We start from the raw sequence: 13,571 nt of genomic DNA, 5'->3' as shown, positions 1-13,571 counted from the left end.
AGACCTTAAAGTATTTCAAAAAATTTCACAAAAACTTATAGATTACGAGCAAAAAGAAGGAGTTGTAAAACCAATTGAAGCCAAACAACTTTTTGAGACTTTGGATCTTGATTTAGATGAAGAAGGACTTGATGGAGAGAAGTTTGAATCTTTACTAGAAGATGTCGTTTTAAGCACTCCTAGAACATCTACAAAATTATTTTTTAACCAATTATTTGGTGGTCGAAATCATAAAGGCACTCTAGGAGAACTCTTAGCTGTAATGCTCAACAACAGCATGTACACTTACAAAGTTGCGGGACCACAAGTCGGTATTGAGAAAGCCATTATAGATAAGGTTTGCAAAATGTTAAATTTTGGAGAAAATGCAGATGGTACATTTCCTCCTGGTGGGTCTATGAGTAATTTTATGGCCATGCTTATGGGTAGAGATGCTTATAACAGAGCTATAAAGCTTGAAGGTGTTTCTGAAAAAATGATCATTTACACCTCAGATACTTCGCACTACTCCATTACCAAAAACGCCATGTTCGGAGGCATCGGGATCTCACAAATAAGAAAAATCGAAACTGATAAGTTTGGAAAAATGAAGCCTTTAGCACTTCAAAATCAAATTGAAGAAGACCTAAAGCACGGATTTCAGCCATTTTTCGTAAATGCTACTGCAGGGACAACCGTTTTGGGAGCTTTTGATGATATTGAAGCTATACATCATATCACAAAAAATTATAAAAACCTATGGCTGCATGTGGATGGGGCTTATTGTGGCTCGGTTATTTTTAGTGAAAAGTATAAACACCTAGTCGATGGAGTTGAGCACGCAGACTCCTTTAGTTTTAATGCTCATAAGATGTTGAACATTCCTTTGAGTTGTTCAATCTTGATTACTAAAGAAAAACACAACCTTAAGCACTCCTTTGCCTGTGATGCTGATTACCTTTATCAAACGGATGGAGATGAATATAATTTAGGAAAAACCTCCTTACAATGTGGCCGAAGAAATGATGCTTTAAAATTTTGGACTCTATGGAAATCACTAGGAACCAAAGGCTTAGAACAAATGGTAAACCAACAATTTGACTTGGCAGAAACGGCTAGAATTTATATTGAAAACCACTCCGACTATAAATTATATTCTTACGAAGACTCCATTTCTGTATGCTTCAATTATAAAAACATAGACCCGAAAGATTTATGCAATTCATTATATCAAGATGGAAAATTAATGGTGGGTTATGGTGAGTTTGATGGTGAAACTTTTGTAAGACTTGTCACCATAAACAGCAATAATAGAGACAAAGATATTTTGAATTTCTTCAAAGTAATGGAAACTTATGTTGCTGAAAAACACGAAGATCTAGTGACACTTTAATCTGCTTTGCCATTTAATCAACACTCTTGAAGGCAGCGGGACAAATTTCAACATTTTTCAAAGTCAGATTTAAAATATGTTGAAATTTTTTTCACTACCTATGAAAGAATTCCCAACATGTTTTAGGCCTAATATCATAAATAGGACACAAGTAATTTTCACCCAAAAACGAACATAGAACTTTTTGTAAGACATAATTATCAGGTTCATTAACTCTTAAATATGTGTCGATAAATACTAAAATTTTCATTCTAAAGTCTTTGGATGCTTTCGATATCTTTATTTAAGGATAAAGGGACAGTGGTTTTACAACAGCTAGCACGGAAGGCAATATACTTTTTCAAAAGTTTCCTAATTGAGTTGTTGCATAGCTTAATCATGTTGCTTTGTGGGTTTCTTTTTCAGTCTTTTGAAAAAATATTTATGGGCTTTATGCTTATATTTGACCCTTCTGGCACTTGTTTAAAAAAACTCATCCACAATACAAATATAAAATCACACACTTGGATTCTAACCCTAAAGATATATTCGGCTTGGCTGTAGAAAATCACTACAAAAGACAAGATCTAACTCCTATTATTGTTCATTCTGAAAACTTTTATGATGATAAAATTCCAGTAGAATATCTATTTCGAACTTATGAAGAAATGCCAGAAATTGAGCAGAAAGCAATCCAACTCTCAACAGGCACAACTCTGGATGTTGGCTGCTGTGCAGGAAGTCATAGTTTAGAATTGAAAAAAAGAGGTCTAGAGGTATTACCGATAGATATTTCTAAAAAATGCATTGGGATTTGTAAAGAGAGAGGTTTGCCTGAAGCTGTACACATCGATTTCTTTACTTTAAAAGATAAGACCTTTGACACCATACTCCTATTGATGAATGGCATAGGCATTGCTCAAACAATTAAAAACCTACCTGTTTTCTTTAGTCAAATCAAAACTCTTCTAAAACCTAATGGCCAAGTATTGCTAGACTCTTCAGACTTGATTTTTCTCCACGAGAATGAAATCATGGATGATAATAAATATTATGGGGAAATAAAATATTCCACGAGTTATAAAAAGCAAACCTCTCAACTATTTCCTTGGTTGTATCTCGACTTCGAGCTTCTGAAAGACCTATCAGAAAAAGAAGGATTCAGCTGTGAATTAATTTATTCCGATGATCACTACGCCTTCCTAGCCAAGCTAAAACTTAATTAAGGCTATAGACCTTTTCGCCTCCTATATATGTGGAAAGTACTTTAGTCACTGGAATTTTATTTAATTCCACTTTCATTGGATCTTGATCTACAAGGATAAAATCAGCAAATTTTCCTAGCTCTAAACTTCCTTTTTCTTGGTCTTCAAAATTGGCATAAGCAGCCCATATGGTCATCCCCTTCAACGTTTCTTCTCTAGACAGTTTTTCATCAGGATTAAAACCTCCTTCAGGATAGTTTTCTAAATCTTGTCTAGCTACAGCAGCATAAAAGGTGAGGAAAGGGTTTACATTTTCGATGGGGAAATCTGTTCCTAAAGCAACTTTACCAGCATTATCCAAAAGAGTTTTATAAGCATAGGCAAATCCAGTTCTTTGTTCGCCAAGACGATCTTCTGCCCAGTACATATCACTTGTAGCATGAGTAGGTTGAACAGATGGAATAATGTTCTCGCCATCAAAATATTTAAAATCCCTATCGTCCATCACTTGAGCGTGTTCTACTCTCCACCTTCTGTTCTCATCATTCTGAAGTAAACTATCATAGGTTTTTAGCACTACAGAATTTGCAGAATCACCAATAGCGTGAGTATTCATTTGAAATTCAGAATTATATAATCTAGCCGCTAAAGTTTTAAAGTCGTTTAGGTCAATAATCATACTTCCAAAATGATCTTCTTTATCCGAATACGGCTCTTTTAAAGCGGCTCCTCTTGAGCCTAAAGCACCATCTGCATATACTTTTACAGACCTCACATTTAAACGGTCTGTTTTTAAAATACCCGACTCTAAAAATTCACTTATATTTTCTTCATTGTTCCTTATCATCGCATAAATCCTCATTTTTAAATCACCAGCATTTTGCAAGTCATCTATTAGATGAATCACATCAGAATTTAAACCCGCATCTACTAGACTCGTAAGCCCTAAGGAAATAGCAATATCTTCAGCCGATTTTAAGGCGGTAATTTTAGCCGCTTTATCCAATTCTGGAAATGTAATTCTAATTTTAGCCATTGGATTATCGATTAGGATTCCTGTTAGCTTTCCATTATTTTGAACTATTTCTCCTCCAAAAACCGGTGTAGATTCGTTAATATTAGCTTTATCAAAGGCCTTTTGATTTACAATCATCGCATGTCCGTCTATTCTGGTAAGTGCCACTGGAGTATTTGGGAATAGTAAGTCTAAAGTATCTTTTGTTGGAAATTCATTTATGGCCCAATCATTTTGATCCCATCCTCTACCAATGATATACTCTGTTTCAGGGAATTTCTTTTTAAACTCCTGAACTCTTGAAACCACATCTTTATAACTTACAGTTCCATCTAAATCAACACGACTTAATTTTAAACCTAAATTATACAAATGGGCGTGGGCATCTATAAGACCTGGCAGGATCGTTTTTTGTTCAGCATCTAGAGTTTCCTTAGCCGTATATTTCGAACTTAAATCTGAAGTTGATCCTAGGTCTACTATTTTCCCATCCGTTACAGCAAAAGCTTCAGCAGTAGTAAAATCTGCATCTACTGTATACGCTTTAGCATTGATGACTAAAAGATCCACTTCTTCTTTAGACTGACAAGAAGACAATAACAAAGAGGCTATTGAAAGAATAAAAGTAAATATTTTCATTAAAAGAAGTTTTGAATTGAAGAATAAATTTCATCACGTATAGCAGAATTTCCACTGGCAGCAAGAATTATGGAAACAAAGAGTCCTATCATGGCATAACTAAAGTCTTTACCTATCATATAGACCGCTTTCTTTTTATGCTTATTTCCTTTTTTCTTGCGAGAAAGGCTAATGGCAATTTCTCTACCACCGATAATACCGAGAAAAACCCAAGTTGTACTCATAGGTACAGTAGAAATAAAGAGCTTGTATACAAGAAGGATAACGTAAGATAAATCGATTAAGGTAGCTGCACGTATATCAGAAACTCTAGTTTTTTCGCTCACTACCCCTTGAATCTTATCACCTCGCAAGTAGAATAGTAAACCTAAACCAAAGAATATGGTTAGGGCAAAAATTGAAAACTGACCTACAGTTTGTGATCTTGGTAGGAATACGGCAATATTAGCCCCATCCTGCATCACCCAAGTCGCCCACAAGGTTCCACTCACAAGCCATTGAACCACCATCCAATATTGGCTATGTTTCCTACTCTTAAAATATTTCCTAATGGTGTTATAAGATAAATACCATACCAAAAATGAAATTATAAATGCTAAGATATAGCCGGACCAGCTTTTAAAAATGACCGATGTAATGCCTGAAGTATCAGCACTGAAGACACTCAATAATAGAAATGTTGTAGATACTGGCATTTTTAGTCTCGTCAAAATCAACAAGACTAAAGGGGCTATAACTTGGAAAAAAGTGAATTTTTCGGGATGTGGATAGTCGGAAGTACCATCAAGGTTGGTCAATCTTTGATACGTCACATCTCCATCATAAACGATAAAACTGTAAGTGACTGTTAGTAGAAAAATACCCCCTATAAATAGCCAAAGAATCCACCATTTATTAGCTTTATTACTTTCTATAAAGGTTCCTAGAGACTGGATACTATCGTTAGCCACTGCAGCATAGGCGGCAAAAAAGAAACCAATCCACATTGCAAAATTAGCGTTGGTCGTCGACGTTGCAGCAATGATAATACCGACTACAATTATAATTAAAAACGTCTTTTCTTCAGAAAGAAAATCAAGAATATTTAAATAAGGTCTATCGCGATCATAACGTTTAAACTTCTTTGCCATCAGCTAGGATTTGTTTTAAAATCAATTTTCGCAAATCTACTTAAATAAAGCATTCTAATGTTTACTTTTTGTTAAGAAAATTAAGTTAAGGCGTTACCAGTTGAATTGATAGGTTAGTCCCCCTAGGACTTGAATACCTTGGACTTCAAAATTCTGCCAACGGTTATAAGAATTATTCAATAGGTTATTTCCATTAACAAACACTGCAAGTCTAGGATTTATCTTATACTCCAAGGATGCATTAAGGTCTAAATAACCCTCTACTTCTGTAGTATTAATCTGGCCACCTGAAATTGGAATTGAATTGGAATCTATAAAAATAGTTCCTTGGGCATCGGTTCGTTCTCCAATATAGAATAATGCTGCTGAGAAGTTCCAATTTTTAGTAAAATCAAAATCTGCATAAGCCCTTAACTCAATTTCTGGCAGGTTCCAGGCTGGTTGTCCATTATCTGTAGAGAAATCTGAATACTTCCCAAAGAGGCCTACATTAAAATCACTATCAATTTGATACGCTAAATCAGCAGAAACTCCAAAGGTCTTTAAATCAGTGTAAACTACACCAAAAGAATTTTGATAATCAAAGCCTCTTTTAGAGTGTCCATTGGCGTAATCAATTTCTGGATTTGCTATAAAAAAAGCAAAGTTGTTTGTACTCGAATAATTCACCTGAGAAGATAAAGACAGGTTTTCCAATATTTTAGTGGTAAACCCTACAAAGGCATTGTATTGATTATTACTAGGTCTTATGAGTTGTGTAGGAGATAAAAATGGGTTTTGTTGTGATAAATTTTCGAAAGTATTTTGCTCTAGACCACCGTTCGCTCCTAAAAATACGTTTATACCTTCTTGGTTGAGACTAAACTCAGCTTTTATATCTGGATAAAAGAAAACTTTATTTTCACTATTTTCCAAATCATTAAAATAAACAGCTTTAGCGCCTAACTTCAAATTTACATTCTGAATATTGAACTTCATAAAAGGATTAATTCCTGCTTGGAATTGTTGATAATCCAAGCTCTCCCCCCCTATCAAACCCTCTTCAAAAGAGCCATTCAAAAACTTAAAATCACCTTTAATTGATAACTTCTGAGTCCTCAAGAGAATATCTAATACAGGTTGAATAGTTAACAATTGTTCTGAACTGCTAAAATTATCTGTAAAATTATAGACGGTTAACTCTGCTTCTTTTAAAACAAGATCTGTAAAACGAATTCCTCCAAAAGCTTCTAATTTGGTATAGGTTTGTTTGGAATCTATAGCCTTAAGTTGGTCTTGAATTAGAGCATCTACTTGCTTTGATCCCAATCCGTAATAATTAACTTCCCTTCGGTTTATATCAAAGCCTGAATTCCAATCGAAATATCGATCTTGTGATGTGAGATCTAATCTCACATTGGTATTTGAAAAATCATCGTCCAGTACAACACCATCGATTCCTCCTTGGGAGGATATATGATTAAAGGCAATATCTAAATTACGGTCTCGATTGATATCGAAATTACTATAAAAATCGGCTAGAATAGTTGAAAAATTTCCTACTCCAAATCTTGAATAGTTTTCAAAGAGCTTGTCTGGAGGAGACATTCGTACTCCCGAGGCTGTTCCTTTGGCAGGTGTAAACGTAGAAGCCACTGGAACGTCGATAAATGAATAAGACAGCTCTCTACGCACCTGTTTTATAGAATCCTTTTCGCTTGGCTTTTGTTTGATTTTAAAGGCATCATTAACCGTAGGAGAGTACTGCTTTACGATAATCAACTTATCGGTATTAATCGTATCTCTTTGAGCAATTGCTTTAATACTAATTAAAAAAACAACTAAAAAAATTAGGTTTAGCTTGATCGTCAAGTTCATTTTATTTATTTGTTTACTTGTGTAAATAACGTCATCTTTAAAACATAAATAACTCTTTAAGGTTGAATTTTATTTCATACTAAAGCCTAAATTTAAAAAAACGCAATTATGAAGGACGATCAAGTCAAAAGTTTGATGAACGATCAGGATAAATTTTTAAAGACTGAAAAATCGAAATCTATATCTCAGAGAATAGAAACTCTAGAAAGACTAAAAGCTAGTATTAAATTTCATGAACAGGATATTGTAGATGCTCTTTATAAAGATTTTCAAAAGCCAGAGTTTGAAGTTTTGACTACCGAGCTTTATGTGGCTTACAAAGAATTAAACCTCTTTATCAAAAAAATTAAAAAATGGTCCAAACCAAAATCAATTTTCTCTGCTTGGCTAAATTTCCCTTCTAGTGATAAAATCTATTGCGTTCCTTGGGGAAAAGCACTAGTAATAGCCCCTTGGAATTACCCATTTCAGTTAGCTATTACACCAGTTATTGGAGCCATTGCTTGCGGAAATACAGTTGTTTTAAAACCTTCTGAACACGCCCCATATACCGCAGATATCTTAGAAAAAATAATCGATGAAGTATTTGAAGACTCCCAAGCTATAGTTATCCAAGGCGCCGTAGAGACAACTCAAATTTTATTAAATCAAAAATGGGATTATGTCTTTTTTACAGGAAGTGTCCCTGTAGGAAAAATTGTTTCGCAACAGATCGCAAAACATATGACGCCTCACACTCTGGAATTAGGAGGGAAAAATCCCTGTATCGTAGATGTGTCTGCAAATCTAGATATTGCTGCCAAACGAATCTGCTGGGGAAAGTTTTTGAATGCTGGCCAAACTTGTATCGCTCCAGATTATCTGCTTATTCATTCAGACATCAGAGAAAAATTTCAGGAGAAGTTAGTGGAAACCCTTAAAGACTTTTATGGAGATCCTTCTAAAGCCTCTTCAGACTATGCCAGAATTATTCATGCTACTCACTTTGAAAGATTAGATGGATTTCTAAACGATCAAAAAGTAATCTATGGTGGAATTTCTAATGCAGAAACCAATTACATTTCTCCTACGCTAGTGGATTCTCCAGATTTTGATTCACCACTGATGAAAGAGGAAATTTTTGGTCCAATTTTGCCACTGTATAGCTTTACCAATTTTAAGGATTTGGAGGACACTATCAATAGCTTCGAAAAGCCTTTGTCTCTTTACGTGTTTAGCGAAAACAGTTCTTTCACCAATCAAGTTAACCAAAGCTTCGATTTTGGAGGTGGAGTCATCAATGATACCATTGTTCATTTTTTAAACGATAAACTTCCATTTGGAGGTGTAGGGGCTAGTGGAGTTGGCAATTACCATGGCAGAGCATCTTTTGATACTTTTACACGCCAAAAACCTATTGTTCATCGTAAAAATTGGCTGGATATCCCTTTAAAATATCCCCCTTATAAACGACTGGATTCTTTCAAATCTTTTCTGAATTTATTCCGCTAAACTTAAAAGTGAATTTTGATTTAACTCGCATTTGCGACAACTGATTTATGGACTTTTCAGAAAATTGAAGGATTCGTGGGTAACCCCCAGTCACTTGTGCATCTCTCATCAATACTATCATTTTCCCAGCAGGCGTAAACTGAACAGTTCCTGGCAGCACAGGACCCGTAATGATTTCCTCCAAGTCATTTACCAAACGCTCTTGGATTTGATAAGCCATGCGGTTTAAAGATGTAGACAAAGAAAACTCAGCATGTTTTAATTGGTAGTCTAAGGTTTGACTTAGCTTATAAAATTCAGGACCTTCAAACACCTCTAATTCACTCGCTCTATAATAACTCATGTCAAATACAGGTGACTCCCCACCACTTTCTCCATCGAAAGCCTTGTAAATTAAAACATCATCATTTTCAAATTGCCGCTTCGTTATGGGTTTATAAAAGCTTTGACTGTTAAACGGCCTTTCAGACTCAAAGCCACCTTTCACAGCAATATATCCCCAATTCCCGCTAGTTAGTTGTTTGATCTTAAGGAAGTCTCCTTTTTTGATCTTTATGATTTCGAAAGGGTCTACCGGTTTATCATTGAGTTTAAAATCGCCTCCCAAAGCGCCTATACACATAAATGTTGGCGAAGTGAACTCAAGTTCTAAGCCTTGTTGATAAAACTCCATAGATGAAGAATTAGCGGGATTCTCCAACATAGTGTTTGTAAAATGATAAAGATTTTGATCCATCGCTCCAGAAATTGGAACCCCATAAGTCATCCCCACAAACCTTCCCTTATCTTGAAGAGAAGAATACAATCCTGCTTTATGAATATAAATGCTCATTGTTATAGTTTTATATCAGAAGGATGAGAGTGAAGGTTGTCAAATTCTTCCTTGGTAATGGATTCAAATTGGAGAGAATCTCCTGGACTTAAAACACAGGGGGTGTCTGTTTTATGACTATCAAATAAAGACAGGGGTGTTCTTCCTATAATTTGCCAACCTCCTGGGGAGCTTGAAGGGTAAATTCCAGTTTGAGATCCAGCAATCCCCACTGAACCTGAATTTATCTTAGACCTAGGATTGGGTTTTCGCCTGCAAAACAAGGAAGAATCCATACCTCCCAGATAAGGAAAGCCAGGTAAAAACCCAATAAAATATACCGTGTAAATTGGATGCGTGTGACGCTTGATAATTTCTGAAATCGATAGACCAGTTTTTTTAGAAACTTCTTCTAAATCTAAACCAAAATCCAACTCGTAGCACACTGGTATTTTTCTGGTTGAAGACTTGGGCATATCCGTTGTAGATACGTTGGAAATAAGTTCAAAATAATTGTTTTTTTCACTATTGAAATTGTTTATAGTGAATTTATAAACAACCAACAATGAATTATACGTGTTTGTAACTTGAAGTATGTGTTCACTTTTATTTAAAAAGATATCTTCTTTTAAATTCAATAAAAAATATAGAAGATTCTTAGTGATATCCCGGTTAAATTCTATCAAAATTGAACGCTCACTAAGCTGAAAAATACGCGTAGATTCACTCATGATACTCTATCTATTTTGATTGCATTCTTAGATAATTGGGAGGTCAATATCTTCAAAATCTCATAGGCATTTGGAGTATCGCTATGCACGCAAATAGTATCGAATTTCTGATCGATTTCTTCACCCAAAATTGATTTCACTTTTTGATGTTTTATCATTTTTAAAACAGTTTTAGAAATGAGATTTGGATCGTGTAGAACAGCATTTTTTTGAGTTCTTGGAACCAAACTTAAATCGTTTTGATAGGCTCGATCTGCAAAACCTTCAATCCAAATATGGATCGAATATGGACTATCGTTTTGAAAATTTACTCTAGGTGGGCTGAACAAGACCAAGTCCTTGTTTCTTTCCTGAATAACTTCTAACACTAAATTTGCCAGTTCTGGACTTTTCCGCATATCATTATACAAAGCCCCATGAGGTTTTATGTGATGTAAGTTGACCTCATAGAACTGACAAGCGTCTTCCACCAAATCGATTTGATGGTGAATACTTTTCTTAAGATCTTTAGAGGGAAGTGTTATAGATTGGCGACCAAAATTATCTAGGTCTGGATAAGAAGGATGTGCTCCAACTTGTACATGATACTGTTTTGCAAGCTCAACAGCTGTTCTTACAGTCTCTACAGTTCCATAATGTCCGCCACAAGCAATATTACAAGAAGATATAAACGGCATTAATAGCACATCGTAATTTCCTCCTTCGCCTAAGTCACAATTTAGATTTATCGTTGTCAATTTTATTTGAAATTTATAAAAGTTATGCTGAGTTAAAACAATTTTAAGTATTTTTCCTATATAAAACCAATTTATATGAGGTCTATTTTAATTCTCCTAGTTTTCGTTCTAAATTTTCAACTTTACTCACAAACCCAAACTGTAGATTCTAAGGTGGTTTCCGCGATAGTCTATAATTCTGGCGCTCAGGTGACTTCAGAAAAAAAAATCAGCTTAAATCAAGGTCTTCATACGCTAGTCTTCGATAATTTATCACCAAATATCGATGAATCGAGTATCATCGTTACTGGTCTTGAAAATATCAATTTGAATTTTATCGCCTTCGAAACTGACTTTTTGAATAAAAAGGAGTCCTCGATAGCTTTAGATAAATTGAAAAATCAACTTAAAGACTTTGAAAAAAAGAAAGTTTACACGGGCAATAAAATAAAATCCTTAGAAAAGTCCATAGCGCTTCTAGAAAATAATCAAAGCCTTGATGGTGGCGAAAATGAATTGAACGTCGAAAAAATAAAAGCCTACAAAGACTACTACTCCTCACAGATTGAATCTATTTCCAATTCTATTTATGACCAACAACTCCTCCTTAAAGCGCATAACGAAGACATTTTAAAACTCACTAATGAAATCAAAAAACTAGAAAGTAAAAACCGAATTAACAGAGGTAAGATAAGGGTTGAACTAGAAGTTGAGAATAGTGGAAACCGAACTCTCTCTTTGAGTTACTTTATTTTTGATGCAGGATGGTATGCGGCCTATGACCTCAAAACTGAAGATAGTGATGAAAACATCACTCTTACTTATAAAGCAAAGGTTTACCAGAGCAGCGGGGAGGATTGGGAAAACATCAATTTAAAGCTATCCACTGCAAAACCAAACAGCAACACTGTCAAACCAGAATTAGAGCCTTATTATTTAGATTATAATTCTCCAGTTCAACAAAAAAGGCAATCTTATAGATATCAAAATTTAAGGTATAATCCTAGCGTAAAAAGTGTTCTGGGAAAAGTGTTTGACCAACAAGGCCTCCCTTTGCCAGGTGTTAATGTGCTGATTGGGAATAAGGGCACTCAAACAGATTTTGATGGGAACTACTCTATTGATGTTGGAAACTCACAAACAATCACTTATAGCTATTTAGGTTTTGAAAGCGTTAGTATTCCTGTTTATAACAGTAATATTAACATTAATCTTGAGACAGATTCCGCGAGTTTAGACGAAGTAGTTATCATGGGTTATGGAAACGCAAGAAAGAAAAAGTCAGCTGGCGATATCCAAGAGGTTGCCCAAGCTATACAACAACAAACTTCTGTTGAGTTTCAACTTCCTCAACCCATCAGTTTAGTTTCGAGTTTTGATGATAAGCAGTTCCAACTCAATGAACATGAGCTTGAAACTACCTACGAATACTACTCCGCTCCAGAATTGTCATCTTCTGTATTTTTAATCGCTCAATTAAAAGACTGGCAAGACCTTGATTTGATAGAGGGAACTGCCAACTTATATTTTGCCAATAGCTATCTTGGCACTACGAGTTTAAACCTTGGATTTTTAGAGGATAACCTAAGCATCTCCTTGGGTGCCGATGAAAAAATTGTATTGGAACGCACACTTCCTAGAAAAAAGACTTCTCAGACTTTCTTTGGTAACACTAGAATTATCGATAAAGCCTATGAGATTGAAGTAAAAAACACCAAAAATTCAGTGGTTGACATTCTTATTCAAGAACGTGTGCCTATTTCTAGGGATGAGTCCATAGAGGTCGAAGATGTAAACTATAGCAAAGCAGAATACGATTCTAAAACTGGATATATAACCTGGAAAGTACAACTACAGCCCAACGAAAAAACCACTCTGAGCTATAGCTACACTTTAAAATATCCTAAAAATAGAGTTTTAAATTTAAGGCCCTAAGGAGAGTTTAACCCAACCACCCATCACGATCTACTACCAAATTAAAGTCTTTTAATATAGGTGATTTAATAACTGATGAGATCAACAAGAAGCTTTTGTAGTTATACTTATAACACTGGAATACCGACATATCAAATAATGTCTATTTCTGTTTATAAATTAGATAAGGTATTTTTTTAACGATAAAAGGGCTTCCGTAAAGAGGAAAGCAGTTCAAAGTGTAGGACATCCTTTTTATAAGTAGATTATAGACACTATGCATTTTTAAAGTTATGGATTCCTTTTTCTAATGATCAAGATTTCATCATCTGAAAATGGCATCCATGCTAGATCATAACTATAATGATAGGTTTTACCCTTAGAATTTATTTGAAGGTGGGTGTGGTATTTAAAGCGAAAGTTTTTGTTGGCTAGTAGATGGCGACACACTTTTATCTGTGTTTTATTCTTTCCTACTAGTTCAAGTAGTATGGCATAATTGCGTTTTAAAAACCCATTAATTTCTACTGCGGCCTTTTTGGTTGCATATCGCAAATGCTTGTGATAGTAATTTTTACAATAGGTAGAGCATTAGATCTTGTCCGATCTCCCAATGATTGTTTTCTTACATATTTTACATTTATTTTTCACAACACCTATACCAATCCTTAAATATAGGCTATTCGTTCCTAAGGGTTAAATACCTTTAAT

At 34.8% G+C, this 13,571-nt stretch carries 11 protein-coding genes; 4 read left to right on the top strand and 7 right to left on the bottom strand.

All coding sequences use genetic code 11. From position 1 onward, the window contains the following. Together CXF67_RS15200 and CXF67_RS15190 are read left to right on the top strand one after the other, a co-directional pair. Positions 1-1,372: pyridoxal phosphate-dependent decarboxylase family protein (locus tag CXF67_RS15200; protein WP_102089516.1), on the top strand; the 1,372-nt coding region annotated here is incomplete at its 5' end. A 503-nt stretch (positions 1,373-1,875) separates the two neighbouring features. Further along, positions 1,876-2,577: a class I SAM-dependent methyltransferase gene (locus tag CXF67_RS15190; protein ID WP_102089517.1), complete on the top strand. Its 702-nt coding sequence runs from the start codon at positions 1,876-1,878 to the stop codon at positions 2,575-2,577. Here the strand turns inward: CXF67_RS15190 and CXF67_RS15185 are convergent. The 3 genes from CXF67_RS15185 to CXF67_RS15175 all read right to left on the bottom strand — a co-directional run bounded on the left by CXF67_RS15185 (position 2,570) and on the right by CXF67_RS15175 (position 7,197). After that, complete coding sequence (locus CXF67_RS15185) at positions 2,570-4,210, bottom strand: amidohydrolase (protein ID WP_102089515.1); 1,641 nt, start codon at positions 4,208-4,210, stop codon at positions 2,570-2,572. The genes CXF67_RS15190 and CXF67_RS15185 overlap by 8 nt on opposite strands. After that, complete coding sequence (locus tag CXF67_RS15180; protein ID WP_102089514.1) at positions 4,210-5,340, bottom strand: hypothetical protein; 1,131 nt, start codon at positions 5,338-5,340, stop codon at positions 4,210-4,212. The genes CXF67_RS15185 and CXF67_RS15180 overlap by 1 nt, the downstream gene beginning before the upstream one ends. A gap of 93 nt (positions 5,341-5,433) precedes the next feature. After that, positions 5,434-7,197 carry a TonB-dependent receptor gene (locus tag CXF67_RS15175; RefSeq protein ID WP_102089513.1) on the bottom strand — a complete coding sequence of 588 codons (1,764 nt, stop codon included), beginning with the start codon at positions 7,195-7,197 and terminating at the stop codon, positions 5,434-5,436. Positions 7,198-7,305: 108 nt separating this feature from the next. On the opposite strand from CXF67_RS15175, the gene CXF67_RS15170 reads away from it, so the two are divergent. Continuing rightward, positions 7,306-8,688: an aldehyde dehydrogenase gene (locus CXF67_RS15170; protein WP_102089512.1), complete on the top strand. Its 1,383-nt coding sequence runs from the start codon at positions 7,306-7,308 to the stop codon at positions 8,686-8,688. On the opposite strand, the gene CXF67_RS15165 is transcribed toward CXF67_RS15170, so the two are convergent. From CXF67_RS15165 to pxpA, 3 genes are read right to left on the bottom strand one after another with little or no spacing between them, the layout of a single operon-like run. Next, entirely contained in the window at positions 8,660-9,520 is an 861-nt protein-coding gene (locus CXF67_RS15165) for a 5-oxoprolinase subunit C family protein (RefSeq protein WP_102089511.1), read from the bottom strand. The two genes, CXF67_RS15170 and CXF67_RS15165, sit on opposite strands and share 29 nt — an antisense overlap. Before the next feature lie 2 nt (positions 9,521-9,522). After that, positions 9,523-10,230: a 5-oxoprolinase subunit PxpB gene (gene pxpB / locus CXF67_RS15160; protein WP_102089510.1), complete on the bottom strand. Its 708-nt coding sequence runs from the start codon at positions 10,228-10,230 to the stop codon at positions 9,523-9,525. After that, entirely contained in the window at positions 10,227-10,967 is a 741-nt protein-coding gene (gene pxpA, locus CXF67_RS15155) for a 5-oxoprolinase subunit PxpA (RefSeq protein ID WP_102089509.1), read from the bottom strand. Before pxpA ends, pxpB begins: the two co-directional genes overlap by 4 nt. A gap of 75 nt (positions 10,968-11,042) precedes the next feature. On the opposite strand from pxpA, the gene CXF67_RS15150 reads away from it, so the two are divergent. Continuing rightward, a complete protein-coding gene (locus tag CXF67_RS15150) occupies positions 11,043-12,881 on the top strand; it encodes a DUF4139 domain-containing protein (protein WP_102089508.1) in 1,839 nt (612 codons plus the stop codon). Between the two features lie 270 nt (positions 12,882-13,151). On the opposite strand, the gene CXF67_RS15145 is transcribed toward CXF67_RS15150, so the two are convergent. Continuing rightward, complete coding sequence (locus CXF67_RS15145) at positions 13,152-13,415, bottom strand: hypothetical protein (protein ID WP_257984714.1); 264 nt, start codon at positions 13,413-13,415, stop codon at positions 13,152-13,154. Between the last annotated feature and the right edge of the window lie 156 nt (positions 13,416-13,571).

It is taken from the genome of Psychroflexus sp. MES1-P1E (assembly GCF_002836055.1).
GTDB lineage: Bacteria > Bacteroidota > Bacteroidia > Flavobacteriales > Flavobacteriaceae > Psychroflexus.
The sequence above is the reverse complement of the archived record's forward strand: the minus strand, read 5'-3'. Positions and strand labels throughout refer to the sequence as shown.